29 protein-coding genes are annotated in these 26351 nt (G+C 69.7%); 18 read left to right on the plus strand and 11 right to left on the minus strand.

Annotation, left to right across the window (positions count from 1 at the left end; all coding sequences use genetic code 11):
- Positions 1–262: 262 nt before the first annotated feature.
- From AB0M83_RS34980 to ugpC, 5 genes are all read left to right on the plus strand, one after another.
- Positions 263–787 (plus strand): general stress protein, encoded by a 525-nt coding sequence (locus tag AB0M83_RS34980; protein ID WP_364523700.1) that lies wholly within the window; start codon positions 263–265, stop codon positions 785–787.
- Between the two features lie 255 nt (positions 788–1042).
- A complete protein-coding gene (locus AB0M83_RS34985; RefSeq protein WP_364523702.1) occupies positions 1043–2365 on the plus strand; it encodes an ABC transporter substrate-binding protein in 1323 nt (440 codons plus the stop codon).
- A complete protein-coding gene (locus AB0M83_RS34990; protein ID WP_364523704.1) occupies positions 2362–3333 on the plus strand; it encodes a sugar ABC transporter permease in 972 nt (323 codons plus the stop codon). The genes AB0M83_RS34985 and AB0M83_RS34990 overlap by 4 nt, the downstream gene beginning before the upstream one ends.
- Positions 3333–4172, plus strand: coding sequence for a carbohydrate ABC transporter permease (locus AB0M83_RS34995; RefSeq protein WP_364523706.1), 840 nt, complete (start codon positions 3333–3335; stop codon positions 4170–4172). Before AB0M83_RS34990 ends, AB0M83_RS34995 begins: the two co-directional genes overlap by 1 nt.
- 2 nt (positions 4173–4174) lie before the next feature.
- A complete protein-coding gene (gene ugpC, locus AB0M83_RS35000; protein ID WP_364523708.1) occupies positions 4175–5356 on the plus strand; it encodes a sn-glycerol-3-phosphate ABC transporter ATP-binding protein UgpC in 1182 nt (393 codons plus the stop codon).
- A 62-nt stretch (positions 5357–5418) separates the two neighbouring features.
- Here the strand turns inward: ugpC and AB0M83_RS35005 are convergent, their stop codons facing one another.
- From AB0M83_RS35005 to AB0M83_RS35020, 4 genes are all read right to left on the minus strand, one after another.
- Positions 5419–5991: a dihydrofolate reductase family protein gene (locus AB0M83_RS35005; RefSeq protein WP_364523710.1), complete on the minus strand. Its 573-nt coding sequence runs from the start codon at positions 5989–5991 to the stop codon at positions 5419–5421.
- Positions 5992–6005: 14 nt separating this feature from the next.
- Positions 6006–7202, minus strand: a complete 1197-nt coding sequence (locus tag AB0M83_RS35010; RefSeq protein ID WP_364523711.1) for an RNA polymerase sigma factor — start codon at positions 7200–7202, stop codon at positions 6006–6008.
- Positions 7202–7561 (minus strand): YciI family protein, encoded by a 360-nt coding sequence (locus AB0M83_RS35015; protein ID WP_364523713.1) that lies wholly within the window; start codon positions 7559–7561, stop codon positions 7202–7204. Before AB0M83_RS35015 ends, AB0M83_RS35010 begins: the two co-directional genes overlap by 1 nt.
- Before the next feature lie 112 nt (positions 7562–7673).
- Complete coding sequence (locus AB0M83_RS35020) at positions 7674–8570, minus strand: hypothetical protein (RefSeq protein WP_364523715.1); 897 nt, start codon at positions 8568–8570, stop codon at positions 7674–7676.
- Between the two features lie 262 nt (positions 8571–8832).
- On the opposite strand from AB0M83_RS35020, the gene AB0M83_RS35025 reads away from it, so the two are divergent.
- Positions 8833–9030 carry a PspC domain-containing protein gene (locus tag AB0M83_RS35025; RefSeq protein WP_284747428.1) on the plus strand — a complete coding sequence of 66 codons (198 nt, stop codon included), beginning with the start codon at positions 8833–8835 and terminating at the stop codon, positions 9028–9030.
- Here the strand turns inward: AB0M83_RS35025 and AB0M83_RS35030 are convergent.
- The 3 genes from AB0M83_RS35030 to AB0M83_RS35040 form a co-directional block, all read right to left on the minus strand.
- Positions 9014–9268, minus strand: a complete 255-nt coding sequence (locus tag AB0M83_RS35030; RefSeq protein WP_364523785.1) for a DUF397 domain-containing protein — start codon at positions 9266–9268, stop codon at positions 9014–9016. The two genes, AB0M83_RS35025 and AB0M83_RS35030, sit on opposite strands and share 17 nt — an antisense overlap.
- 14 nt (positions 9269–9282) lie before the next feature.
- Positions 9283–10119: a helix-turn-helix transcriptional regulator gene (locus AB0M83_RS35035; protein ID WP_364523717.1), complete on the minus strand. Its 837-nt coding sequence runs from the start codon at positions 10117–10119 to the stop codon at positions 9283–9285.
- 86 nt (positions 10120–10205) lie between these two features.
- The gene (locus AB0M83_RS35040) at positions 10206–10871 is read right to left on the minus strand and encodes a TetR/AcrR family transcriptional regulator (RefSeq protein ID WP_364523719.1); all 666 of its coding nucleotides are present in this window, start codon (positions 10869–10871) and stop codon (positions 10206–10208) included.
- Between the two features lie 119 nt (positions 10872–10990).
- Here AB0M83_RS35040 and AB0M83_RS35045 point away from each other — a divergent pair, with 119 nt between their 5' ends.
- The 3 genes from AB0M83_RS35045 (at position 10991) to AB0M83_RS35055 (ending at position 13793) form a co-directional block, all read left to right on the plus strand.
- Positions 10991–12490, plus strand: a complete 1500-nt coding sequence (locus AB0M83_RS35045; RefSeq protein ID WP_364523721.1) for an MFS transporter — start codon at positions 10991–10993, stop codon at positions 12488–12490.
- A gap of 65 nt (positions 12491–12555) precedes the next feature.
- Complete coding sequence (locus AB0M83_RS35050) at positions 12556–13050, plus strand: SigE family RNA polymerase sigma factor (protein ID WP_364523723.1); 495 nt, start codon at positions 12556–12558, stop codon at positions 13048–13050.
- Entirely contained in the window at positions 13050–13793 is a 744-nt protein-coding gene (locus AB0M83_RS35055) for a hypothetical protein (RefSeq protein ID WP_364523725.1), read from the plus strand. Before AB0M83_RS35050 ends, AB0M83_RS35055 begins: the two co-directional genes overlap by 1 nt.
- Here AB0M83_RS35055 and AB0M83_RS35060 read toward each other — a convergent pair.
- From AB0M83_RS35060 to corA, 3 genes are all read right to left on the minus strand, one after another.
- Positions 13790–14629 (minus strand): chromosome partitioning protein ParB, encoded by an 840-nt coding sequence (locus tag AB0M83_RS35060; RefSeq protein ID WP_364523727.1) that lies wholly within the window; start codon positions 14627–14629, stop codon positions 13790–13792. The genes AB0M83_RS35055 and AB0M83_RS35060 overlap by 4 nt on opposite strands.
- Positions 14626–15276, minus strand: a complete 651-nt coding sequence (locus AB0M83_RS35065) for a metallophosphoesterase (protein ID WP_364523729.1) — start codon at positions 15274–15276, stop codon at positions 14626–14628. Before AB0M83_RS35065 ends, AB0M83_RS35060 begins: the two co-directional genes overlap by 4 nt.
- 179 nt (positions 15277–15455) lie before the next feature.
- On the minus strand, positions 15456–16538 hold the full coding sequence (gene corA, locus AB0M83_RS35070) for a magnesium/cobalt transporter CorA (RefSeq protein WP_364523731.1): 1083 nt from the start codon (positions 16536–16538) through the stop codon (positions 15456–15458).
- Positions 16539–16870: 332 nt separating this feature from the next.
- On the opposite strand from corA, the gene AB0M83_RS35075 reads away from it, so the two are divergent.
- Positions 16871–17374, plus strand: coding sequence for a MaoC family dehydratase (locus tag AB0M83_RS35075; RefSeq protein WP_364523733.1), 504 nt, complete (start codon positions 16871–16873; stop codon positions 17372–17374).
- A gap of 25 nt (positions 17375–17399) precedes the next feature.
- Positions 17400–18494 (plus strand): DUF2332 domain-containing protein, encoded by a 1095-nt coding sequence (locus AB0M83_RS35080; RefSeq protein WP_364523735.1) that lies wholly within the window; start codon positions 17400–17402, stop codon positions 18492–18494.
- A gap of 724 nt (positions 18495–19218) precedes the next feature.
- On the opposite strand, the gene AB0M83_RS35085 is transcribed toward AB0M83_RS35080, so the two are convergent.
- The gene (locus AB0M83_RS35085; RefSeq protein WP_364523737.1) at positions 19219–19632 is read right to left on the minus strand and encodes an NUDIX domain-containing protein; all 414 of its coding nucleotides are present in this window, start codon (positions 19630–19632) and stop codon (positions 19219–19221) included.
- A 195-nt stretch (positions 19633–19827) separates the two neighbouring features.
- On the opposite strand from AB0M83_RS35085, the gene AB0M83_RS35090 reads away from it, so the two are divergent.
- From AB0M83_RS35090 to AB0M83_RS35120, 7 genes are all read left to right on the plus strand, one after another.
- Positions 19828–19992 (plus strand): hypothetical protein, encoded by a 165-nt coding sequence (locus AB0M83_RS35090; protein WP_360687940.1) that lies wholly within the window; start codon positions 19828–19830, stop codon positions 19990–19992.
- A 21-nt stretch (positions 19993–20013) separates the two neighbouring features.
- Entirely contained in the window at positions 20014–20574 is a 561-nt protein-coding gene (locus AB0M83_RS35095; RefSeq protein ID WP_364523739.1) for a PH domain-containing protein, read from the plus strand.
- A gap of 40 nt (positions 20575–20614) precedes the next feature.
- Positions 20615–21487 (plus strand): PHP domain-containing protein, encoded by an 873-nt coding sequence (locus AB0M83_RS35100; RefSeq protein ID WP_364523741.1) that lies wholly within the window; start codon positions 20615–20617, stop codon positions 21485–21487.
- A gap of 2 nt (positions 21488–21489) precedes the next feature.
- Positions 21490–22119: a MarC family protein gene (locus tag AB0M83_RS35105; protein ID WP_364523743.1), complete on the plus strand. Its 630-nt coding sequence runs from the start codon at positions 21490–21492 to the stop codon at positions 22117–22119.
- A 125-nt stretch (positions 22120–22244) separates the two neighbouring features.
- Positions 22245–24722, plus strand: a complete 2478-nt coding sequence (locus AB0M83_RS35110; RefSeq protein ID WP_364523745.1) for an alpha-L-rhamnosidase C-terminal domain-containing protein — start codon at positions 22245–22247, stop codon at positions 24720–24722.
- 249 nt (positions 24723–24971) lie between these two features.
- The gene (locus AB0M83_RS35115; protein WP_364523787.1) at positions 24972–25823 is read left to right on the plus strand and encodes a PD-(D/E)XK nuclease family protein; all 852 of its coding nucleotides are present in this window, start codon (positions 24972–24974) and stop codon (positions 25821–25823) included.
- A 12-nt stretch (positions 25824–25835) separates the two neighbouring features.
- The gene (locus tag AB0M83_RS35120) at positions 25836–26351 is read left to right on the plus strand and encodes a hypothetical protein (RefSeq protein WP_364523747.1); all 516 of its coding nucleotides are present in this window, start codon (positions 25836–25838) and stop codon (positions 26349–26351) included.

Genomic DNA, 26351 nt, shown 5'->3' on the forward strand with positions numbered 1-26351 from the left:
CTACCGAAGCCGCGTAACCTGTTTCGAGAATGGAGAGTCCACATGGGACATGCGTCTGGCGCCAGGAATGAGTCATTCACTGCGTTCGCGAAGCCCGGCCCGCGGCCCGGGCGAGATACCGGGGGTGGGACCGGTGGCGGCTGGACCCGGGCCTCGCCGGGAGCGGGCGCGACCACTGGCTCCGGCCTTTCGGGGTAAGCGGCTCGCACGGTCCGGGCGTTCTTGACAAGATGGACGCCCGAGACCCACGAGTGCGCAGGTGATGATGGTGAGTAGTCCCTTCGGCGGGAACCGGGCACCCGGGAACCTGCCACGCTTGCCGACCCCGCCGACCGGCTGGCCGATCGGGTCGTACGCGACCTACGGCGAGGCGCAGCAGGCCGTCGACTTCCTCGCGGACAGCGAGTTCTCCGTCAGCGACGTCACGATCGTCGGCGTGGACCTGATGCTCGTCGAACGCGTCATCGGGAAGCTGAGCTGGGGACGCGTGCTCGGCACCGGGGCCGTCTCCGGCGCCTGGTTCGGCCTGTTCGCCGGGCTGCTGCTCGGGCTGTTCGTCAACCAGGGCTTCGCGTTGCAGCTGCTCACCGGGCTCGTGCTCGGCGTGCTCTCCGGCCTGATGTTCGCGGCCATCGGGTACAGCATGTCGCGCGGGCGGCGGGACTTCTCCTCGGCGAGCCAGCTCGTCGCCGGCCGCTACGACGTCCTGTGCCAGCCGCGCTCGGCCGAGCGGGCCCGGGAGCTGCTGGCCAAGCTGGCGCTCAAGCCGCCCTCGGCCAACATCTGAGGGAAACCCTGGAAAACCCGGCCAATACCAGGGGAAAATCACAGTTCAGTCTGCGGTGGGCTGAATCGTTACCGATACTGCTTGCGGGGTGTGATCGCCCGGCATAAGTTGTCCGACACCAGTCGGGCGGCCCCGCCTTGCCAGCGTGGCGGCCCGAGCACTAGCACGTCGGGGTGCTGGCGCGGTTCGCCTCATCGCGCTGTGGTGCCCACCGGGCACCGCGGTATCCGGCGTGCACGCGGGTGAGGAGGCCTTATGGGGAAGAGGATCGGCGCGGGCAAACGGGGGCGATCGCCCGGCCGTACCGCGGTCCTGCTGGGGGCAGGGGCTTTGGTGACCGGCATGCTGGCCGGTTGCGGTTCGGGTGGCGGGCTGAAGATCAACGTCTACTACGCGCCCGAAGACAGCTTCCAGAAAGTCGTCGACAACTGCAACCAGGCGGCCGGCGGTCGCTACGAAATCGTCTACAACAAGCTGCAGCGCGGGTCGGACGACCAGCGGCTGCAGATGGCCAGGCGGCTCGCCGCGGGTGACACCGCGATGGACGTCCTGGGCCTCGACGTGACCTGGGTTTCGGAGTTCGCCGAAGCCGGGTGGATCGACGAGTGGAAGGACCAGAACAAGGCCGCGGCGTCCGAAGGCGTCCTGGACGGGCCGCTGGAAACGGCGACCTACAACGGGAAGCTCTACGCGGCCCCGAAGAACACGAACATCCAGCTGCTCTGGTACGACGACCGGATCACGCCGACCCCACCCAAGACGTGGGACGAGATGATCCAGAAGTCGAAGGAGCTGAAGGCGCAGGGCAAGCCGTACAGCATCGTCTTCACCGGCGCGCAGTACGAAGGTCTGGTCGTCTTCTACAACACGCTCGTGGAGTCGATGGGCGGGCACATCCTGTCCGACGACGGCAAGTCCGTGGTGATGGACGACGGCGCGGTCAAGGCACTGGCGCTGCTGAAGCAGATCACCGCGTCGGGGATCACCGACCCGTCGCTGACCAACTCGAAGGAGGACGACGTCCGGCAGACGTTCCAGCGCGGCGACGCCGCGTTCGAACTGAACTGGCCGTTCGTCTACGCCTCCTACGCGAAGGACAAGGCGTCGGACGTCCAGCACATGAAGTGGGCCGTCTACCCCGAGGCGCAGGCCGGTACGCCGGCCAAGACCACCATCGGCGGGTACGACCTCGCGATCAGCTCGCTGTCGGCGCACAAGCCCGAGGCGTACGAAGCGGCGTTGTGCCTGCGGAGTGCGGAGAACCAGAAGTTCTCGGCGATCAACGACGGTGTGCCGCCGACCATCGAATCGGTGTACCACAACGACACGCCGCTCGACCCGTCGAAGCCGGCGGGTGACGACAACCCGAACATGGCGATCAAGTACCCGATGCGCGACTCCATCCTGGACGCGCTGAAGGACGCCGCCGTCCGGCCGCTGACCCCGGCGTACCAGAACATGTCGACGGTGATGTCGAAGGTCCTGTCACCGCCGGCCGAAATCGATCCGAAGGCCACCGCGGACAAGCTGCGCGAGCAGCTCAACGACGCGCTCCAGTCGAAGGGAGTGATCCCGTGACCGTCCAGGACTCGAGCCCGGCGGACACTTCCGGGGCCACGGTCGCCGAGGAGGCGACGTCCCGCAAGAAGGGCAAACCCGCACTGTCCGAAGGGAAGAAGGCCGAGCGGAAGCTCGGGCTCTGGCTGTGCGCGCCCGCGTTCTTCGTGATGATCGCGGTCACCGGCTACCCGATCGTCTACTCGATCTGGCTGTCGCTGCAGCGGTACGACCTGCGGTTCCCCGCGCAGCAGGAGTTCGTCGGCTTCGACAACTACGGGGCCGTGCTGACCAACTCGTACTGGTGGACGGCGTTCGGCACCACGATGTTCCTGACCGTGGTGTCGGTGGCGATCGAGTTCGTCCTCGGCATGGCGCTGGCGCTGGTCATGCACCGGACGCTCGTCGGGCGCGGCCTGGTCCGCACGGTCGCGCTGATCCCGTACGGCATCGTCACGGTCGTCGCGGCGTTCTCGTGGTACTACGCGTGGACGCCGAAGACCGGCTACCTGGCGAACTGGCTGGCCGCGGACGCGGCGCCGCTGACCGACCAGTGGCCGTCGATGTTCATCATCATCGGCGCCGAGGTGTGGAAGACCACGCCGTTCATGGCGCTGCTGCTGATGGCCGGCCTCGCGCTGGTGCCGGACGACCTGCTCAAGGCCGCGGCGATGGACGGCGCGAGCGCGTGGCAGCGGTTCACGAAGGTGATGCTGCCGGTGATGAAGCCGGCGATCCTCGTGGCGCTGCTGTTCCGCACGCTCGACGCGTTCCGGATCTTCGACAACATCTACGTGCTCACCGGTGGCGCGCAGGACACCGGGTCGGTGTCCATGCAGACCTACGACAACCTGGTCAAGGGGCTCAACCTCGGGATCGGGTCGACGATGGCGGTGCTGATCTTCATCACCGTGGCGATCATCGCCTTCATCTTCATCAAGGTGTTCGGCACGGCCGCACCGGGTTCGGACGACGGGGGTAAGCGCTGATGGTGATGGGAACCGTCACGACGGGCCGCAAAGTCAGGTGGGGCCTGGTCGACATCCTCGTGCTGGTGTTCGCGCTGGTGCCGGTGCTCTGGGTCGTTTCGCTGTCGTTCAAGACCAAGGACACGCTGACCGACGGGTCGTTCATCCCGCAGTCGTGGACCTGGCAGAACTACGCGGACATCTTCCAGACGTCGGAGTTCCTGCTGGCGCTGGTCAACTCGATCGGCATCGCGATCATCTCGACGGTGATCGCGGTGGTGCTGGGCACGATGGCCGCGTACGCGATCGCGCGGCTGGAGTTCCCCGGCAAGCAGCTGCTGGTCGGGCTTTCGCTGCTGATCGCGATGTTCCCGCAGGTGTCGCTGGTGACGCCGCTGTTCAACATCGAGCGGAACCTCGGGCTGTTCGACACCTGGCCCGGCCTGATCCTGCCGTACATCACGTTCGCCCTGCCGCTGTCGATCTACACGCTGTCGGCGTTCTTCCGGGAAATCCCGTGGGAGCTGGAGAAGGCGGCGAAGATGGACGGCGCGACGCCGGCCCAGGCGTTCCGGAAGGTGATCGCGCCGCTGGCCGCGCCGGGTGTGTTCACCACCGCGATCCTGGTGTTCATCTTCTGCTGGAACGACTTCCTGTTCGCCATCTCGCTGACGTCGACCACGGCGTCGCGCACGGTGCCGGCGGCGCTGTCGTTCTTCACCGGGTCCTCGCAGTTCGAGGACCCGACGGGACAGGTGAGCGCGGCCGCGGTCGTCATCACCATCCCGATCATTGTGTTCGTGTTGTTCTTCCAGCGTCGCATCGTGGCGGGGCTGACCTCCGGTGCGGTGAAGGGGTAGTCATGGCTGAAATCGTCCTCGACAAGGTGTCGAAGAAGTACCCCGACGGCGCGCTCGCGGTGTCCGAAGTGGACATCACCATCGCCGACGGCGAGTTCATCATCCTGGTCGGCCCGTCCGGCTGCGGGAAGTCGACGACGCTGAACATGGTGGCGGGCCTGGAGGACATCTCCTCCGGCGAGCTGCGCATCGACGGCAAGCGCGTCAACGAGAAGGCCCCGAAGGACCGGGACATCGCGATGGTGTTCCAGTCCTACGCGCTCTACCCGCACATGAGCGTCCGGGAGAACATGGCGTTCCCGCTGCGGCTGGCGAAGGTCGACGACAAGACGGTGCGGGCGAAGGTGGAGGAAGCCGCGGCGATCCTCGACCTGAACGCGCACCTGGACCGCAAGCCGGCCAACCTCTCCGGTGGCCAGCGGCAGCGCGTTGCGATGGGCCGGGCGATCGTCCGGAACCCGAAGGCGTTCTTGATGGACGAGCCACTGTCCAACCTGGACGCCAAGCTCCGCGGCCAGATGCGGACGTCGGTGTCGAAGATCCAGAAGCAGCTCGGCACGACGACGCTGTACGTCACGCACGACCAGACCGAAGCCATGACCCTGGGCGACCGGGTCGTGGTGCTGCGCGGCGGTTTCGTGCAGCAGATCGGCTCGCCGCAGTTCCTCTACGACAACCCGGCCAACCTGTTCGTCGCGGGGTTCATCGGCTCGCCGTCGATGAACTTCGTGCCGGCCACGCTGGAGAACAACGAGCTGCACAGCCCGCTGGGCACCACGCCGCTCACCGACCGGGTCCGGCGGCTGGTGGAGAAGGCGGGCGCGCCCCGCGAGGTGCTGGTCGGCATCCGGCCGGAGCACTTCGAGGACGCGGCGCTGGTCGAGGCCGGGCAGAAGACGGGCGGCGGCACGTTCACCGCGCACATCGACGTTCTGGAGTCGATGGGTTCGGAGAAGTTCGCCCACTTCACGCTCGAAGGTGAGACGGCGACCTCCGCCGAGCTCGCCGAGCTGGCCGCGGACAGCGGTTCGGCCGACGTCCCGGGTTCGGAGTCCCAGATCGTGGCCCGCCTTTCGGCGGAGTCGTCCGCGAAGGAGAACTCGGACCTCGAGATCTGGTACGACGCGGACAAGATCAAGCTGTTCGACCCGGCCAACGGCAAGAACCTCACCTACGAGGACTAGCCCGCTGTCCTGAAGGGCACCCTCATGGCTCTCAAGGCCGTGAAGGTGCCCTTCAGGGCGTTTCAGGGGTGCAGGGTCGGGCGGTAGACGAGCTCCTGGATGTTGCCGTCGAGCGTCCGGGTCTCGAGGAGCTCGAGGTCGAAGTCCTCCGCGCCGGCGAAGATGGGCCCCTCGCCGGTCTTGCCGGTGATGACCGGGTAGAGCGTCACCTGGACGCGGTCGACCATGCCGGCGGCCAGCAGCGCGCGGTTCATCGCCAGGCTGCCGTGCGAGCGCAGCGGCACGTCGGACTCCTTCTTGAGCCGGGCCACGACGTCGACGGCGTCACCGCTCAGGATGGTGGCGTCCGGCCAGCCGAGCGGGTCTTCGAGGGTGTTCGACACCACGGTGGCCGGCAGGTTGTGCAGCCGCGCCACCCACGGGTCGAGGTCGTCCTCGGGAACGGCGCTCAGCATCTCGGCGGTCATCCGGAACGTGGTGGCGCCGAAGACGATCCGCTGCTCCTGCTCGTACTGGGCGAGGCGGTGCGCGAGCAGCTCGGGGCCCTGCTTGCCCCAGTAGCCGCCCCAGTCGCCGTGGTGGTCGCCGAAGCCGTCGAGGCTGCAGAAGACGTCGAAGGTGTAGGTCGCGGTCATGGTGAATCTCCTTTTCAGTGATTTGTCGAAGCCAGGCGCGCTCGCCGGGTCTCCAGGAAGGTGCGTTCGGTTTCGTTGCCGGCCAAGGCGATCGCCTCGTCGTAGGCGGCGACCGCTTCGGCGGTCCGGCCGAGCCGGGTGAGGAAGTCGGCCCGGGTGGCGGGCAGTAGGTGGTAGCCCGGCAGGTCCAGGTGTTCGAGGGTGGCCAGCGCCAGCGCCGGACCGTGCACCTCGGCGACGGCGACCGCGCGGTTGAGCGCGACGACCGGCGACGGGTTCTGCGCCAGCAGCTGGTCGTAGAGCGCCAGCACCTGCGTCCAGTCGGTCGACGGCCCGTCGGTGTGCACGGCGTTGATCGCCGCCTGCAGCTGGTACGGCCCCGGCCGGTTGCGGCGCAGGCACCGCCGCACCAGCGCGTGCCCCTCGGCGATCAGCTCCCGGTCCCACCGCGACCGGTCCTGCTCCGCGAGCACCACCAGCTCACCCGACGGGCTCACGCGGGCGGGCCGCCGGGCTTCGGTGAGCAGGAGCAGCGCCAGCAGCCCGAGCACCTCCGGCTCGTCCGGCATCAGCTCGGCCAGCGCCCGCGCCAGGCGGACGGCGTCGGCGCACAGGTCCGTCCGCAGCAGCTCCCCGGACGTCGACGCGTAGCCCTCGTTGAAGATCAGGTACAGCACGGTGAGCACCGAGGCCAGCCGGCCGGGGAGCTCGGCGGCGTCCGGCACCCGGTAGGGGATGCCGGCGTCGCGGATCTTCTTCTTCGCGCGGACGATCCGCTGCGAGATGGTCGCTTCCGGCACGAGGTAGGCGCGCGCGATCTCCGGCACCTCGAGCCCGCCGAGCAGGCGCAGGGTCAGCGCGGTCTGCGCGAGCGGCGAAAGCGCGGGGTGGCAGCAGGTGAAGATCAGGCGGAGCTGGTCGTCGCGCACAGGTCCCACCTCCTCCAGCTCGTCGGATTGGTGCAGCAGCAACGCCTGCGCGTGCCGGGCTTCGCGGGTGGACTCCCGGCGCAGGCGGTCGATCGCCCGGTTGCGGGCGGTGGTCACGATCCACGCGCCGGGGTTGGGCGGCAGCGTTTCGTCCCACTTCGTGACGGCCACCGCGAACGCGTCCTGCACGGCTTCCTCGGCGAGCCCGATGTCCCCGAGGAGGCGCGTCAGCGTGGCCACGCACCGGCCGTACTCCGCCCGGTAGACGCCGTCGAGGTCCATCAGCGCCGGCGCGAACCGTCGTCGAACGGACGCACTTCGATCGGCTGCTCGCAGGCCAGCGAGCATTTCTCGGCCCAGACCAGCGCCTGGTCGAGGTCGTCGGCCTCGATCACCCAGAACCCGCCGAGCTGTTCCTTCGTCTCGGCGAACGGGCCGTCGGTGAGCGTGGTCGTGCCACCCGGCGTGCGGACGACCGTGGAAGCGTCCGAGTGCTGCAGGCCGCCGACGAACACCCACACCCCGGCGGCCTTCATCTCGTCGGTGACCTTGCCGGTGCGGGCCAGCTGGGCCTGCACGGCTGCTTCGGACTCCGGCGGCGCGCTCTCGTCGAGCTGGACGGCCAGCAGGTACTGCTTCATCTCGGGCTCCTTCCTCCGGGAGACCGCTCGTGCCGGTCTCTCACCTTGGCTACGAACCGGCTCGGCGCCGTTCGACAATCCCGGGAGAAAAGTTTCGAGAAAAGGTGCCGGGCTACGCCACGGGCAATCGCGGGAGGATCGCGTTCGCCGCGGTACGGGCCAGCGCGCACGTGCCGTCGCCGGCCGTGCCCGCCGTCTCCACCACGCTGAGCTCCGCCAGCTCGCGACGGCCCGGCAGGCCCCGTGCCGGCTGCGTGGTGTCGACCAGGCAGAACGCGCCCGCCACGCGGACCCGCGCCTCGCGCCCGCCCACCGGCTCGGCGGGAGTCGTCGGCTCGTCGGTTTGCACCGTCAGCTTGAGGCTCACCTTGCCGCGGATGCAGCTGTGCCCGGACAAGCCGGTCGTCGGCCGGCTCCCGGCGCCCGCGACGGCGTCGAGGTCGGGACTGTCCAGCATCGCGCAGGGCGCCACGAGGCCCCACGAGCGCTCCGGGAACGTCAGCCGCCGCACCTTGTTCGCGGTGACCGCGGTCAGCACCGAGCCGACGGCCGCGTCCGCGACCCCGCAGCGGGCGGCCTGGTCGGTGCCGCCGTCGGTGACCGAGAGGTCGAGCCGGTTGCCGTCGGCGAAGGTGATGGCGCGGGTGCAGGCGCTGTGGTCGTTGAACATCGACTGCTGCACCGCGACGCCGTCGGGCACCGCGCCTTCGTAGGAGTAGGGCTTGATGTTCGGGTCGGAGTCGAAGGCCAGCGGCCCGACGAGGATCGTGCGCCCGCCGGCGTCGGCCCGGCAGGTCTCGAACGTCGGGGTGACGACCGCGCCGGGCGCGACGGCGGGCACGTCGAGCAGGCTGCAGTAGTCGACGGTCTCGAAGTCCCCGAGCGCGGCCGACGCGGTCAGCGGCGTCGGCCCGGACGACGGTTCGGGAGCGGCCTGGGTCTTCGCGCACCCGGCGGCGAGCAGGGCGCAGAGCATGGCGACGACCAAGGACTGCAGACGCGGGTACACGGTGTGCAAGTATCACCGCATCGAGCGGAAAAACCAGCCCTGACGGGGACATCTCTCATTGTTTTTCGCGCCCGGTCACGAGAACGCGCTGGTCACCGGATTCCACGCCGGTTTCCCGGGTTTCGCCGGGCCTGCCGAACGATTTTCGCTTTTGCCATCCCCTAAGGGAAGGATCCTTCCCACGAGCGATGCGGAAGCGGGTACTCCGGTGGTGAAGTGGAGATATCGGAAGTTCTCCGAAGCACGAGGAAAGGGAAAGACGATGAGCGCACCGGTCACCACCCGACGGCTGTCCCGTCCCCGCTACGGCCGCATGATCGGCGGTGTGTGCGCGGGTCTCGCCCAGCGATGGGGCATGAAGACCAGCACGGTGCGGCTGCTGGCCGTGCTGTCGTGCCTGCTGCCCGGGCCGCAGTTCGTGGCCTACCTGATCATGTGGGCGATCATTCCGTCCGAGTGACGGCGGTGGCGACGGTGCCGAGGAAGCCGCGCCAGGCAGAGGCGTCGACGGCGAAGTGCGGGCCGGAGGGATCCTTCGAGTCCCGCACCGCCACGGCGGTGGGAACGAAGGCGACCTCCACGCAAGCAGTGTTCTCATTGCCGCTGTAGCTGCTCTTGCGCCACGCAAAGGCGACCTCGACGCAGGCGGTGTTCTCGCCCTGGCTGTAGCTGCTCTTGAACCAGCTCGCCTTGCTCAGGTCCACAGCCCACCTCAACCGCTCATCTCGTTGGCCAGCCGGAAAACGAGGTCCCTCGACTCGCCTTTGCCGAGCGCCATCTTACTCAGCTTGCCGAACTGCCGGATGAGCTCGGAGACCTGGGTCGGCTTCACCAGCTGCAGGCTGCCGCCCGCGTGATCCACGTAACCGAGGTCGCTGATGGTGTCGTCCGGGAACCGCAGCACCGAGAACGCTCCCCGAAGGCCCGGGTGCACTCCGATGTCCGCCGGAAGCAACTGCACCTGCACATTGTCGAGCTCGGAGAGCTCGACAATGTGCAATAGCTGCGCCACCAGGGCGCTCGGCTTCGCGATCCGCCGGTGCAGGGCCACCTCGTCGATGATGGTGTGGAGGAGCAGCGGTTCCTCGGCGTGCAGCCGCTTCGCACGATGCATGCGCACGTTCAGGTTCCGGTTGCGTTCGCGAGTGCCGCTCTCGGCGAAGAAGGCGGCGGCGTAGTCCTCGGTCTGGAGCAAGCCGGGCACCGATGCCAGCTCGAAGTTCCGCACCGAGACCGCCTCGGCCTCCAGCGCCGGATAGCTGTTGACCGACACCCCCTCGATCCGGTTCTGGTTGGGCCGCCGCGCCTCTCGCGCGATCTCGACCAGCTCCGCCAGATCGTCCTCGGGCACGCGGTAGAGCTCCGCCATCGCCCGGGCGTGCAGCGGGTGGATCGCCCCCTGCCCCTTCTCCAGCCTCGACAGCGTGCTCTTCGAAATGTCGAGGTCACCGCCGGCCTGTTCCAGCGTCAGGCCCGCCTTTTCTCGCCAGGCCTTGAGCTCCCGGCCCAGCTGCAGCCGTCGAATCGCCGGAACGCTGTAATACGCCAACCCGCGCACCTCCCCGTCGCCATGATCGCGCGGGCAGCAGTGTCCGGGCGGGAGGGCGGCGCCGGGATCCCGCGCCGATCACCCCATCAGGGGCGCCAGCAGGACATCGCTTCGTCGACTTCGTCCACGTCGAGCGGCGGGTGTGGCAGCTCCGACGGCTTGCCGGGCTGCGCGCGCAGCCCGTCCAGGAGCATCGCGAGGCAGCGGCGCCACAGGTCCGGCTCCACCGCGGACGTGAACTCGATCGCCGAGCCGACCATCATGTGCAGCAGGGGGATGTCCGTCGGGGAGAAGTCGGGCCGCAGGCCGCCCGCCTCCTGGGCCCGTTCGACGAGCCTTGTGATCAACGGCACCATGCGGGCCTTCGCGTCGGCGACGTGCTCGTGGCCGAACTTGTTGGACAGCATGATCTCGCGCAGGCCGCGGTCGCCGGAGTGGAGCTCGATCGACTTCCAGGTGAAGTCGACGAACGCCTGCCAGGCGTCTTCGGCCTTCAGCGCTTTCTCGGCGAGGTCGCCGATCTCCTCCATCCGCTCGGCGAACATGGCCTCGACCAGGTGTTCCTTGCTGGGGAACCGGCGATAGACCGTGCCGACGCCGAGGCCGGCGTGGTGGGCGATGTCGTCGAGCGTGGCCTCGAGGCCCCGGCGTCCGAAGACTTCGCGGGCCGACGCGAGGATGCGGCGGCGGTTGAGTTCGGCGTCGCGCCGCAGCGGCCGCGCCGGTGCGGCGGGACCTGCGTCCCGTGTCATGCGTCCCAGTCTACCAATGAAGTAGAGGCACCTTCTCCGGTTCTTGTGTACCTTGGGTCGCGTAAGGGGAGATACCTACTCCACATAGCTTCCTGATCACTCCCAGTGAGGGGACACCCATGTCCGAATCCACGCTCGTCGTCGCGCCGTCGGGGGACGCGCGCGCCGCCGAGAACCCCCACCACGCCAGACGGTGGCTGATCCTGGTGATGATCGGCCTGGCGCAGCTGATGGTCGTGCTGGACGCGACCGTCGTGAACATCGCGCTGCCGTCCGCGCAGGTAGACCTGGGCTTTTCCAACGACGCCCGCCAGTGGGTCGTCACGGCTTACGCGCTCGCGTTCGGCAGCCTGCTGCTGCTCGGCGGGCGGCTCGCGGACCTCTTCGGCCGCAAGAACGCCCTGCTCGTCGGCCTGGCCGGCTTCGCCGCGGTGTCCGCGCTCGGGGGCGCGGCGACCAACATCGAAATGCTGCTGATCGCCCGCGCGGCGCAGGGCGTGTTCGGCGCACTGCTCGCGCCGGCCGCGCTCTCGCTGCTCACCACGACGTTCACCGACCCGAAGGAACGCGGCCGCGCGTTCGGCGTGTTCGGCGCCATCGGCGGTGGCGGCGCGGCGGTCGGGCTGCTGCTCGGCGGCGTGCTCACCGAGTACCTCGACTGGCGCTGGTGCATGTTCGTGAACATCATCTTCGCCGTCGCCGCGTTCGTCGGCAGCTCGGTCCTCCTGAGCAACCAGAAGGACGCCGGCCCGCGCCCGAAGCTCGACCTGCCGGGCACGGTCACCGCGTCAGCCGGTCTGTTCGCGCTGGTCTACGGCTTCGCGAACGCCGAGTCGGACTCGTGGTCGGCGGTCTCGGTGTGGGGCTTCCTCGCGGCCGGCGTCGTGCTGCTGGGCGTGTTCGTGTGGCTGCAGCAGCGCGTCTCGCACCCGCTGCTCCCGCTGCGCGTGCTGCTGGACCGCAACCGCGGCGGCTCGTACCTGGCGATGTTCCTGCTCGCCATCGGCATGTTCGCGATCTTCCTGTTCCTGACGTTCTACGTGCAGCAGAACCTGCAGTTCACGCCGATCCAGAGCGGCCTCGGGTTCCTGCCGATGGTCGCGACGCTGATGCTGGCCGCCACGACGGCGACGGCCGTCCTGCTGCCCCGCTTCGGCCCGCGTCCGCTGGTGCCGACGGGCATGGCGATCGCGGCGGTCGGGCTGTTCTGGCTGAGCGGCATCGGTCTCGACAGCACGTACGCGTCCGGCGTGCTCGGCCCGCTGCTGGTGATGGGCTTCGGCATCGGCCTGGCGATGGCGCCGGCGATGAGCGTCGCGACGTTCGGCGTCGAGGCGCGCGACGCGGGTGTCGCGTCGGCCGCGGTCAACACGATGCAGCAGGTCGGCGGCTCGATCGGCACGGCGCTGCTCTCGACGCTGGCCGGCAACGCGGCGACGTCGTACCTCGCGGGCAAGGTCCCGACGCCGCAGCTGGCGGCCGAGGCGTCGATCGAGAGCTACACGACGGCGTTCACCTGGGCCGCGGTGATCTTCGCGGTGGGCGCGGTGCTCAGCGGCCTGCTGCTGCGCCCGGGCGTTCCGAAGGGCGAAGCCGCCCCCGGTGCCGTCCACATGTGATTTCGCTTGAACCTTCCCGGCCCTCCGCGCACTAGTAACACTGAGAACGTGCGAAGGAGGGCCGGGTGGGGGCGTCGAGAGACCTCGATTTCAGCGAGTACTTCGCCGCGCGGGTGCAGCGGTTCCGCCGGGTGGCCTTCGCCTTCTGCGGTGACTGGCACGCGGCCGAAGACCTGGTCCAGGCCATGTTCGTGCAGCTGTACCGGCGCTGGCGGCGGGTGCGCCCGGACACCGTCGACGCGTACGCGCGGCGCATCCTGCTGAACCTGTTCCTGGCCGGCCGGCGGACCTCGGGCCGCGAGTACGTGACGTCCGTGGTGCCGGAACGGGAGTCGCCGCCGGGCCGCGACACCCCCGTGCGGCTCGACGTCGAACGCGCGCTGGCCGACCTCACGCCGCGCCAGCGCGCGATGGTCGTGCTGCGGTTCCTCGAAGACCTCCCGGTGGCGGAGGTCGCCTCGCTGCTCGGCGTCGCCGAGGGCACGGTCAAGTCCCAGACGGCCCGCGGGGTCGAAGCCCTGCGCGCGGTCCTGCCCGCGCCGACGGCGGAGGAGCGGTGATGGAAGACGTCCGGACCGCGTTGACGGCCTACGTGACCGAAGGCGAGCCACCGCTGGGTCTCTCCGAAGACGCCGTGCTCTCGGCGGCCCGCCGATCGCGCCGGCAGCACCTGCTCACGGGCGTGGTGGCGCTGGTCGTGGTGGTGCTCGCGCTGGGCCTGGCCGTGGTGGTGCTGCCGCACCGGGATCCGGTGGCCGCACGGCCGTGCCCGTCGGCGTCGGACACGCGTTCGGCGCTGGTCGACCGGCTGAGCTGCGTCATCGGCCACGCCGTCCGGTCGATGCTCGACCCGGCCGCGCAGATCACGCGCTTGACGATCCCGGGGGAGGCCCCGCCGGAAGACCCGTTCCACCTGATCGCGGACCCCGCCGGGGACGCGCCGCGGGACGCGTTGTTCCACCTGGGGGTCCGGGTGACCGACGCCCGGGGTTCCGGCTCGGTGTACGTCGTGATCGTGCCCAGCGCGAACTCGGGCGGGCCGCCGTGCGAGGAACCGGGGGAGCTCCTCTGCCGCCGGGAACAGACACCTCAGGGCGTGCTGTGGCTGTCGACGCTGCGCTCCGGCGACGTCTTGACCCACCGCGTGGCACTGGCCACCTCGGGCGCGGTCGTGCAGTTTTCGTCGAACAACAGCGGGGTGCTGGAGCGCGCGGGCGTGAGCCTGCCGGCGCAGCGCCCCGACCCGGCGCTGACACTGGCCCAGGTGCGGGAACTGGCGTTGACCCCAGGCCTGGACTTCTAAGGGCGCCGGGACCGCAGCTGCTCGATCACGTCGTCGTCCCAGCGGTGCGTCCGGATCAGGCGGTAGCGCTCCGCCGCCACCCACATGTACGCCTCCGCCTCGGTGCGCTCGCCGATCAGGTCCGCCTGCCGCAGCATGCCGACCACCGGGACGAACTCCTCGTCGAACCAGCGCTGCGCGATGCTCGCCCGGTCGCAGAACTTCCCCTCGTCCTGCATCAGCCGGAAGCCCCACGCCTCCACGTGTTCGCCCAGCTTCGCGTAGTCCCACGGGTCCGACACGATCACCGACGCCCGCGCGTGGCCGGTCAGCGGCACCCGCTCCAGGAACAGCCGCCGGTAGTCCTTGACGATCAGGTCGCCGCGGTGGCGGATCCCGCTCGGGTCCAGTTTGGTCCGGACGACCGTCACCGACGCCTCTATTGTGGACAGTCCCTGGGCGATCGCGACCGAGACCCGGTGGTGGCCGTCGATGATGAAGTGCAGCTCGCCCACGCGGTACACCTCGATCGGCGGGATCTCCTCGCCGCGGCGGGCCGCCAGCGCCAGGCGTTCCCAGCGCTCGCGGACCCGGCCTGATGTCGGGCGGAAGCGGCGGTCGAAGTCGCGGCTGCGGTCGACCGTGCCGGCGATCGAGTCCAGCTTGATCACCCGCAGGCCGATCCGGCTCTCGCCGAGGTAGCCGAGCGCCTCCACCACCTCGTGGAACGGCAGCATGATGTTGACGTCGTCGGGCTCGCGGCGCAGCCACGTCGAGAGCCGCGAGAGCACCTGGCCCCGGCGCGCGCGGAGGAAGTCGTTCTCCGCGTCGGCGCGGGGGAACCCCGTCTCTTTCATGAGAACTCCATGATCCGGTGGCCCACCACGTTGCGGATCCGGGTTTCGCCGACGACCCGGTCCGGCACCGGCTCGCCGTGGGGGTGGATGTGCCCGTGCAGCAACCACTTCGGGCGCAGCACGTCGATCGTCCGGTGCAGGCACGCGAACCCGCGGTGCGGCGGGTCCGCCCGGTCGCCGAGGTCCAGCGGCGGCGAGTGCGTCAGCAGGATGTCGACGTCACGGCCGTCGCGGCGGCGCCGCCACTTCGCGCGCCGCACCAGGCCACGGGCCCGGCGGGCCTGCTGGCGCTGCGTCCACTGGTTCGGCCCGTCGTTGTAGCGGATCGAGCCGCCGAGCCCGGCGACCCGGAGCCCCGCGACGTCGACGACCCGGCCGTCGGCGTTGACCCCGCCCGCCGGGCCCGGCCAGGCCGTGGGGAAACCGTCCTTCATGGACAGCCCGCCGTAGCGCGTGTAACCGCTGAGGTCCGGGTCGTGGTTGCCGGGCACGAACACGCACGGCGCGTCGAGCGCGCTGGCGAGGAACGCGAGGTAGTCGTAGGGGAGGTCGCCGGCGCCGATGACGAGGTCGACGGAGCAGCCGCGGACCGCGTCGGTCCACAGCCGCTCGTCGACCTCGTCGGAAACGACCAGCGCTTTCGGCACGCACCCAGGGTACGACGTGCGGGCGTCACTTCATGCCGTGCGCGAACCCCGGGTCGGCGACGATGACGAAAGTGATGACGACGATCCACAGCACGCTGAGCGCGAGCGCCCAGAACTTCAGGTTGGACAGCATCCGGGACATGGCGGTTCTCCGAACATTCCGGTGGGGAAGAGGGGGACTAGAGCCAGCCGTTCTTCCGGAATATTCGGTACAGCAACAGGCAGATCGCCAGGATCACCGTGATCACCAGCGGGTACCCGAACTTCCAGTGCAGCTCGGGCAGGTAGTCGAAGTTCATCCCGTAGATGCCCGCGATCATCGTCGGCACGGTGATGATCGCCGCCCACGACGTGATCTTGCGCATGTCGGTGTTCTGCTGCAGGGAGATCTTCGCGACCGTCGCGTCGACCAGGGTGGACAGCAGCTCGTCGAACGCCGCGACCCGCTCGGACACGGTCGTGAGGTGGTCGGCGACGTCGCGGAAGTAGGAGCGGACCTCGTCCGGCACCAGCCGCGTGTAGCCCTCGGCCAGCCGCTGGACCGGCGTGGCCAGGGGCATCACCGCCCGGCGCAGCTCCAGCACCTCCCGCTTCATCAGGTAGATCTGCTCGGCGCTCACCTGCGACCGGGGCGCGAAGACCTGCGCCTCCATGACGTCGATGTCGTTCTCGATGCGGCCCGTGACGTCGAGGTAGTGGTCGACGACGTGGTCGGCGATCGCGTGCACGACCGCGGCCGGGCCGAGCTGCAGGCGCTCGGCGTCGTCGTCGAGCTCGCGGCGCAGGCGCGCCAGGCCCGAGTGGTTCCCGTGGCGGACGGTGATCACGAAGTCCCGGCCGAGGAACACCATGAGCTCGCCGGTCTCGACGATCTCGTTCGCCGTGGTGGGGGACTCGTGTTCGACGTACCGGACGGTCTTGACCACCAGGAAGAGCGTGTCGTCGTAACGCTCCAGCTTCGGGCGCTGGTGTGCTTCGAGCGCGTCCTCGACGGCCAGCTCGTGCAGCCCGAACGTCTCCGCGATGCCCTGGATCTGCTGGGAGTCGGGCTCGTGCAGCCCGATCCAGACGAAGCCCTCGTGGCGCTTGCGGACCTCTTTGATCGCTTCGACGTGCGTCCAGCGGCCGGGAAGGCGCTCGCCCGCGACGTACACCGCGCAGTCCACGACGTACGCGGACAGCGGCACCGGGACCGGGCGGACGGGGACGGCGCCCTTGTTGCCGCGGCCGCGAAGGCCGCCGAGCGAGGGAATGGCAGGCATGGGATCTCCTGGGCGTCGTGCGATGGTCGTGCGAGACGACTGACCAGGGGCGGAACGCGTCCGCCCGGCGACACCAGCGTTCCCGGGAAAGGGCCTACCAGGAGATGAGCCGGCCGGCGGGTGTGGTGGGAACGCTGGGAGTACTAGGGAGCGGACTATCGCCACTACTCATCGGGGTTCCTCACCTCCTTCGGGCCGGGTGCAGCGCGGTTGAGACTGCAGAGTGGTGGGGCTCGCGTTGACGCGCGAACACCAATGGTTGAGGGTACTCCTCACTACGGATGCGTGTCGTACCAGGCTCACGCGGTGTTACGCGGAAGAGGAGAAGACGAGTGCAGTTCGGCCGGTACTACGAGGAGTTCGAGGTCGGTGCGGTCTACAAGCACTGGCCGGGCAAAACGGTCACCGAATACGACGACCACCTCTTCTGCCTGCTCACCATGAACCACCACCCGCTGCACCTGGACGCGCACTACGCCGGGGAGACCACCGACTTCGGCAAGAACGTCGTGGTCGGCAACTACGTCTACTCGCTGCTGCTCGGGATGTCGGTGCCCGACGTCTCCGGCAAGGCGATCGCGAACCTCGAGGTCGAGTCGCTGAAGCACGTCAAGCCGACGTTCCACGGCGACACCATCTACGGCGAGACCGAGGTGCTGGACAAGACGCCGTCGAAGTCCAAGGACGACCGCGGCGTCGTGTACGTCGAGACGCGCGGTTACAAGCAGGACGGCCTGATCGTGTGCACCTTCCGGCGGAAGGTGATGGTGCCGAAGCGCTCCTACGGGGAAACTCGGGGCGGGGAGCAGCCGGGCCGGCCGGTGCCACACGAATGAGGCTGTGTACACGGATGAGGCGCTGATGGACCTGGACCGCATCAAGGAAGTTCTCCGCACGTTCGCGGAAGTCGAGGCCCGTGGCGTCTCGCCGCTGTACGAGCACCTGGCGCTGCAGGCGGCTTCGGACGACGACGTCGCCGGGCTGCTCGCCTCGGCCCGTGACGGCGAGGTGCGCGGGACGCTGCTGATGGCGACGGCGCACCGGCTCGTGCAGGCCGACCCCATCCACCCGCTCTCGCGGTACTACCCGTCGCTGGGCGGCTTCGACGGCGTCGACTCGGAGACCTGGCCGCTGTTCCGGTCGTTCCTGCTGGAGCGCGCCGAGAAGGCCCGTGCGCTGATTTCGTCGCGGTACACGCAGACGAACGAGGTCCGCCGGGCCGCGCTGCTGTACCCCGGCGTGGCGCGGGCGGCGAAGGAAGCGGGCGGGAAGGTCTCCCTGCTGGAGGTCGGCTGCAGTGCCGGGCTCCTGCTGGGCCTGGACCGCTTCGGCTACCGCTACCAGTGCGACGGCGGCGAGCAGCTGACGGCGGGCCCGGCGAAGACCCCGGTCGGGCTGCACTGCGCCCTCGACCTGGCGCCGGGCGCGGTGGCGCCGAAGCTGCCGAAGAAGCTGTCCGTGCTGGACCGGGCCGGCCTGGACCGCGCCCCGGTGGACCTCTCGGACGAGGACGAGCTGGCGTGGCTGGAGGCGTGTGTGTGGGCCGACCAGCCCGACCGCATCCGGCTCCTGCGGACGGCGGCGGCCGAGCAGGCCAAGCACCGGCCCCGGCTCATCCCCGGCGACGGCGTCGACGACCTGGCCGCGGCGGCTTCGTCACTGGAGGGGCCGCTGGTGGTGGTGACGAGTCACGCGCTGGCGTACTTCCCGGCCGAGCGGCGTGCCGAGTTCGTCGCTTCGCTGGCTTCGCTGGCGGCGTCGCGGCCGTTGTGGTGGGTTTCGGAGGAGTTCTACGGCGCGGGGCTGGAGCTGGTCCTGCCGGGCCGCGACGACCTCGCCGGCGGCGACGGCTTGGCGACGCTGGGGCTTGTGCGGTGGGAGGACGGGAAGGCGGAGGCCCATGCCCTGGCCCGGACTGCGCCGCACGGGCAGCGGATGACGTGGCTGCCGCTGTAGGCAGGGTTGTTGCCGGGAGTGCCGGGGTGCTGTTCGGGGCGTGGCCGCGAGTTGCCCCGGGGCCTCGCGCCACTGGGCCGGCGGATGACCTGGCTGCCGCTGTAGGCCGGGAGTGCCGGGGTGCTGTTCGGGGCGTGGCCGCGAGTTCGCCCGGGGCTCGCGCCGCTGGGCCGGTAGATGACGTGGCTGCCGCTGTAGGCCGCGAGGTTTCCCCCAGGAGAGCTGGCGTGCCGTTCGGGGCGTGGCCGCGAGTTCGCCCGGGGCCGCGCCGCTGGGCCGGCGGATGGCGTGGCTGCTGCTGTAGGCCGGGAGGTTGTCGCCGGGAGAGCTGGCGTGCCGTTCGGAGACGTGGCCGCGATCTGGCCCGGGGCCCCGCGCTGCACGGGCAGCGGATGACGTGGCTGCCGCTCTGACGTGAGCCGTGAAGGCCCCCTTACCGGCTCTTATGGCCGTGAAGGGGACCTTCACGGCCATCGGGTCCCGCCGGAGCGCCGCAACCGGAGCCGGTTGTCCACAAGCCGGCCGTGATGTGGATGGCTCACGCCGGGCGCGGGTCTTTCCCCGCACTTCGTCGGGCCGCGCCGATACGCTGGAAGCGGGGAGGCCCCCAGGGAGGGTGGGCTGCTGCCGGGGGCTCGGAACCGCACTTCGCCGGTGTCCTGAATGAGTCATTCAGGACCTCCCAACCCCTGAATGACTCATTCAGGACACCGGACCCGGCCCCTCAGGCTCGCGGAAGCGCTTTCCAGTCACTCAAAGTCACATAAAGCAGGTCCACCAGTTCCCCCGCGGCCTCGAGCCTCGAAAGGTCTGCCGCATCGGCCCAACGCGCGTCCGAAGCGTCGTCACCCGCCGTGAGGACTCCGCCGGCCACCGTGCACCAGTAGTCGTGGATTTCGTACAGCCCGCGGCGCACGGTCCCGACCAGTGTGCCGGGAATCACGTCGAGTCCCGTCTCCTCGAAAAGCTCCCTGACTACGGCTACTTTGTCCGTTTCGCCCGGTTCGACTCGGCCACCCGGCAGAGACCATTGCCCCGAACCGGGGTCGTTCGCACGCCGGATGAGCAGCAAGCGGCCGTGTGCGTCGAACGCGATCCCGCCCACACAGCGGATCGTGGCGTCCCCGGGTGCTTCCATGTCCCCAACGGTAGACGTGACCGACTTGAAAACCGATGTCCTGTACACGGAGAGTAGCCATACGGTACACTTCGGACCGCGTGCTGCCCCAAGCGCGGGACTTACCTCCCGCGTGCCTGTTCAGTGCGGTACAACGTAAAAGTCAGGATTTCTGCTGTTGTCCGGTGTCACCGTAAGAGACGGGATTTGATCGCGGTGAACGTGAAGAAGATTGCGGGCCTCGCCGGTATCGCGTTGGTGCTGTTCTTCGTCATTGCCCAGCCGGGTCAGGCCGCTGGCCTTGTCGGCAATATCGTCGACTTCCTCCGGGACTCGGCCGAATCGGTGATCACCTTCGTCAGCAACGTGTTCAAGGGCTGATCGCGGGGCTACCCTCGAACCATGTTCGCGCCTCGCGATCCCGACGAGTACCTCCTCGACACCGAGCGGCGGGTCATCCGGATCCGCCGCCACTGGGCGGTGCTGCTGTGGGACACCTTCGAAGCGGCCGCTCTGCTGGCCGTCTGCGTCCTGGTGTCCTACCTGCTGCCACCGGCGCTGTACATCGGCCAGAACATCCTCTGGTACGTCGCGCTGCTCGTCGTGCTGCGGTTCGCCTACGTGGTGATGGAGTGGTGGGTCGAGCGCCTGGTGGTCACCGACAAGCGGTTCGTGATGACCACCGGGGTGTTCACCACCAAGGTGCTGATGATGCCGATCAGCAAGGTCACCGACCTCAGCTACGTGCGCACCGCCACCGGCCGCATGATGGGCTACGGCACGATGGTCGTCGAGTCGGCCGGCCAGATCCAGGCCCTCAACAAGATCGACTACCTGCCGCGCCCCGAAGAGTTCTACGACACGATCTCGGAGCTCGTCTTCGGCGACAAGCAGAAGCAGGCCGAGCGCTTCTCGATGATCAAGGCCCAGCGGGCCGCCCGCGGCAAGAAGCCCGTCGGCTGAGCCGTCCCCGGCGAGGGTGTGACCGAGCGCATCGTCGACAATGGACCCGATGCGCATCGACCTGCACGCCCATTCCACCGCTTCCGACGGCACCGACTCGCCGGCCGGGCTCGTCGCCGCGGCCGCGAGAGCCGGGCTCGACGTCGTCGCGATCACCGACCACGACACCACCGCGGGCTGGGCCCCGGCCTCCGCGGCCATCCCACCAGGCCTGACGCTGGTTCCCGGCGCCGAGCTCTCGACCGTCTCGATCGACCCCGAGACCGGTCGCCAGATCAGCGTCCACCTGCTGGCCTACCTCTTCGACCCGACGTCCGAACCCGTCGTCACCGAGCAGACCCGGCTGCGCGTCGAGCGCCGCACGCGACTGCGCCGGATGGCCGAACGGATGGCCGCCGACGGCCTCCCCGTCGACGCCGACGAGATCTTCGGCCTCCTTCCGGAGGACTCGCCGCCCGGGCGCCCGCACCTGGCCCAGGCGCTGGTCCGGGCCGGGCTGGTCAAGTCCGTCGACGAGGCCTTCGCCGATTACCTCAGCCCGCGCCGCGGCTACTACGTCGCCCGCCGCGACACGCCGGTCGAGGAGGCCATCGACATGATCGCCGCGGCCGGCGGCGTCACGGTCATCGCGCACCCCTTCGCCTTCAGTCGCGGCGCCACGATCAGCGAGGACACCCTCGCCGGCCTGGCCGCGCACGGGCTCACCGGCGTCGAGGCCGACCACCCCAACCACGACGCGCCGACGCGGGCCCGCACCCGTGAGCTGGCCGGCGAGCTCGGCCTGCTCGTCACCGGGTCGAGCGACTACCACGGCACGAACAAGACGATCGCGCTCGGCGAGTGCACCACTGACCCCGGGCAGTTCGAGGAGCTCGTTTCGCGCGCCACGGGGTTCCAGGTCGTGAAGAGCTGAACATGGCCATCGCCGACTTCTTCGACGCGAAGCTCTTCATGAGCGCGACGATCACCCTGGTCGTCATCATGGACCCGCCCGGCACCGTGCCGGTGTTCCTCAGCCTGGTCGGCCGCAAGCCGCTGGCGACGCGGGCGCGCGCCGCCCGCCAAGCCGTCCTGGTGTCGCTGCTGGTCATCAGCCTGTTCGCGGTCGCCGGCCAGGCGATTCTCGCCTACCTCGGCATCGGCATCCCGGCGCTGCAGGGCGCCGGCGGCCTGCTGCTCCTGCTCATCGCGCTGCAGCTGCTCACCGGCAGCGGTCACGAGCCCGAGGCGGCCGCGGAGGACGTCAACGTCGCGCTCGTGCCGCTCGGCACGCCGCTGCTGGCCGGGCCCGGCGCGATCGCCGCGACCATCGTGTTCGTCCGCCAGGCCGACGGGCACATCGGCGCGTACATCGCCTTGGCGCTGGCGATCGTCACCACGCACTTCGTGATCTACATCTGCATGCGCTACTCCGGCGTCGTCATCCGGCTGATCAAGGAAAGCGGCATCACGCTGCTGGCCAAGGTAGCCGGCCTGCTGCTCGCGGCCATCGCCGTGGAGCTCGTCGCGAACTCCGTCCGGGGCTTCATCGCCGGCGGCAGCTGACCCCGCCTTTCGGGTTGTCCTGCCGGACAGGAACCGCCGGCTTCGTTGACATCGTTGGCACCCCTGCCGCAGATTGAATCTCAGCTCAGCGATTGAAACGATTCAAACGCCTTGCGGAGGCCTCGATGAAGTGGCTCAGAGCAATCCTGCCGGTCACGGTCCTGGTGGCGAGCGGCGTGGTCGCGGCGCCGGCGGCGACCGCCCTGCCCGGTCCGGGATGGCAGAAGTACGTGGTCGCGCCGCCGAGCCGGGACGTGCGGCCGGTGAAGGTGCTGTCCACGACCGGTGACGTCACGAACCCGGACGGCCTGCTCGGCCGCGGCGTCACGACGTTCAAGCGGCAGGCGTCGCCGCCGAAGCCGGCTTGGCCCGCGGGGACCACGGCGGCCGCGTCGTCGTTCCACGCGCCGAACAACGGCGGGAACGGCCAGCCGCGGACGTACGCGCCCAGCAACGCCGTCGACGGCAACCCGGACACGTTCTGGAACGACGACACGATCGGCGCCTACCCGGACGTCCTGACCATCACCTCGGCCGCGCCGGTCGCGCTCCCCGGCATCACGGTTCTGTCCAGTGTGGACGGTGTGCCGCAGGACTACACGGTGGAGGTGCTGGACGCGGGCGCGTGGCGGGTGGCGGCTTCGGTGAGCGGCAACACCGCTGTCCAGCGCGCCGTCGCGTTCGACCGGCCGGTGACGACCGCGCAGGTCCGGATCACCGTCACCAAGGACCAGAACACGCCATCGGGGGAGTTCAGCCGCGTCAACGAGGTCTGGCCCGGCCTGGTCGCCGACCCGCCGGTGCCGGTCGCGGTGGTGGACTTCGGCAAGGTCGTCGCGGGGTATCCGAAGATTTCGTTCGCGGGCGCGTCGGCGAACCACCCCGGCATCCGGGTGTCGACCTCGGAAACCCAGCAGTACCTGGGCGAACGCTCCGACTTCTCGCGCTCGGACTTCTCCGGCGGACCGGGCAGCGACCAGATCGCCGTGCCGGCGACGCCGATGGTCTGGCGGGACACGAAGGGCTGCGCTTCCGGGACCCAGGTGTGCGCGGACGGCCTGCGCGGCTTCCGTTACCTGCGGATCAGCCTCGACGCGCTCGCGTCGGACGCGCCGCTCACCCAGCCTTCCGGTGAGGTGCGGATCAACGGCGTTTCGCTCGACTTCACGCCGTTCCTCGGGACGCCGGACACCTACCGCGGCTGGTTCGAGTCGTCGGACGCCGACCTGAACCGCTACTGGTACGCGGCGTCATACACGAACGAGCTGGGCATGGACACCTTCCGCGAGTCCGATGTGGACCCGCGCGGCGCGTTCTCGCCTTCGCTGGACGGGAAACTGGTGCTGCACGACGGCGCGAAGCGCGACCGGGACCCGTACGTCGGCGACGTCGCGGTCTCCGGGCTGACCCAGTACCTGACGCACCAGGACGGCACGGCGGCGAAGAACGTGCTGGCCGACCTGGCCGACCACCAGCGTGCCGACGGCTGGATCCCGCCCGCGTCGATCAACGACTACACCTTGCCGCTGTTCGACTATCCGCTCTGGTGGGTGACGTCGAGCTGGGACTACGTCCTCTACAGCGGCGACACCGCGTACGCGTCTTCGTACTACTCGCACCTCGTGAAGACGCTCGATGCGTGGTATCCGTCGGTCACCGATTCGCGCGGGTTGCTCGCGAAGGGCCTCAACGGCACTGGTGGCTATGGCGACTACGCGTTCCTGCCGCGTACGGGCGAAGTGACGTACTACAACGCGTTGTACGTCCGGGCGCTTCAGGGCGCGGCGGGTCTGGCGCGCGCGACGGGGCACGCCGCTGACGCGGATCGCTGGCTTTCGCGGGCTTCCGGTGTCGCTTCCGCCGTGAACCAGTACTTGTGGGATCCCGCGGCGGGCGCGTACCTCGACTCGGGGACGGGCGCGGTGCGTCACGGCCAAGACGGCAACAGCCAGGCTGTTTTGGCTGGTATCGCGTCGCCGGCGCAAGCCACTTCGGCGCTGGCGCGGCTCGCGGCGGGCGCGTTGCCGTACGGGAACCCGTTCATGGACAACGACACTCTGGTGTCTGACGGCACGAAGCGCGTGTACGCGTTCACGTCGTTCCCGGAGATCCAGGCGCGGTTCCGGACCGGGCAGCCGGATTCGGCGATCGACCAGATCAAGCGGATGTACGGCTGGATGGCGTCGCACGACCCGGGCATCACGGCGTGGGAAGGCATCGGCGAGGGCGGTTCGCACTACGAGCAGGGGTACACGTCGGCCGCGCACGGCTGGTCGACCGGCGTCGTGCCGGCGCTGACGAACGAGCTGCTGGGCGTCTCGCCGACTTCGCCGGGCTTCGCGACGTGGACGGTTTCGCCGCACCCGGGTTCCGTTTCGTGGGCGCGCGGAGCGGTGCCGACGCCGAAGGGTGCGTTGTCGGCTTCGTGGACCCAGCAGGGTTCGGTGTTCTCGTTGACGGTGACGGCGCCGCGGGGGACGTCCGGTTCGCTGGTGGTCCCGGCCGGCCGGCTGGTGCTGCTGGACGGCCGCCCGATGCGGGCCGCGGCCGGTGGGTCCCTGGCGGTCGGTGCCGGGACGCACACGGTCCTGGTGGTGCGGTAGGCCAAGTCCGTGAATGTCGCATTGAGGAACTCAGAGTCCCTCGATGCGACATTCACGGCGTTCCGGGTCCGGCGCGGAAAGTGTCGGTGACATTGGGGCTTCGCCCCAGGTCGGGGGCTCCGCCACCCGAACCCCCGGAAAAACTGTCGGTGACATTTGGGGCTTCGCCCCAGGTCGGGGGCTCCGCCACCCGAACCCCCGGAAAAACTGTCGGTGGTGGTGCGTAGCGTGGGCGGCGTGAAGGAGCAGATGGGGTTCGACTTCGGCGTCGCGCAACCGGTGCGGCTCACGAAGGTGTCGCCGGCGCGTCTGGCCACCTTCGACGACTGCCCGCGCCGGTACCGGCTCGCGTACCTCGAACGGCCGACCCCGCAGCGCACCGGGCCGTGGGCGCACAGCACGCTCGGCGCGGTGGTGCACAACGCGCTGCGGGCGTTGTTCGACCTGCCGGTGCTCAAGCGGGTGCCGCAGCGGGCGGTGGCGCTGGTGGCGGAGTTCTGGAAGGACGCGGGTTTCGAGAGCGACGAGCAGGCGGCGCGCTACCGGGCGCGGGCCAAGGGGTGGGTGGCGGAGTACGTCGAGGACAACGACGTCAGCCACGACCCGGTCGGGCTCGAGCGGTGGGTGTCGGCGCCGGTGAGCCCGGCGCCGGGGGAGAAGCCGTCGATGATCATCGAGGGCCGCGCGGACCGCATCGACGCGCGTGAGGGCGCGCTGGTCATCGTCGACTACAAGACGGGACGGCGGCCACCGGACGAGTACGAGGCCCGGGCATCGCAGGCGCTGGCGCTGTACGCGGTGGCGGCGGCGCGGACGCTGCGGATGCCGTGCACGACGGTGGAGCTCCACCACCTCCCGACGGGCACGATCGCGGCGGCCGAGCACACGCCGGAGAGCCTGCGCAGGCACCTGCAACGCGCCGGCCAGACCGCCGCGGACCTGAGGCTGGCCACGGATACCCTGGACGCGGGCGGCGACGAGGACGTGCTGTTCCCGGCCCGCCCGGACCGCCGTTGCGCCTGGTGCGACTTCAGGCCGAGCTGCAAGGCGGGGCAGGAAGCGGCCCCGCAGATGCAGCCCTGGGACCTGCTCGCGCCCTGACCGGGAGGAAAAGTGGCTTCACCGGACACCGACGAACTGTCCACGCTGCCGATCCCCGCGGGCGCGCCCGAGGCTGAGTCCGCGGCGGGGGCTGAGTCGCGGGCGGTTCCGCAGCAGCAGACCGAGCCGCTGGCTGTCGAGCCGGACGCGGCGGAGGCGCAGACGGTGCCTCAGGACCGTGTCGAACCAGAACGCATCGAGGCCGCGGATACCCCTTCGACCGATGCCTCGCCGGAGGCAGCTGAACCGGGCAAGCCGCGCGGTCGCTGGTGGCGTGGATTCACCGGCTCACTCGCCGCCGGCCTCACGGTCCTGGCGATCGGAGTTCTCGCGGTCGCGGTGATCGACCTGAACACGGGTGCCCCGGGCCCCGGCGCGGTGCTGCTGATCGGTCACCCGGTGGCGGCGGTGCTGGCGTTGCTGGCCCAGCGGGTCGCGGACCGCCGCAACGGTGTCCCGGCCGCGGGTGCGGGCGTGGCTGTCGTGCTCTTCACCGTCTCGGCCCTGACCCTCTTCTGGCTCACCTGA

It is taken from the genome of Amycolatopsis sp. NPDC051106, from assembly GCF_040682775.1.
Taxonomy (GTDB): Bacteria; Actinomycetota; Actinomycetes; order Mycobacteriales; family Pseudonocardiaceae; genus Amycolatopsis.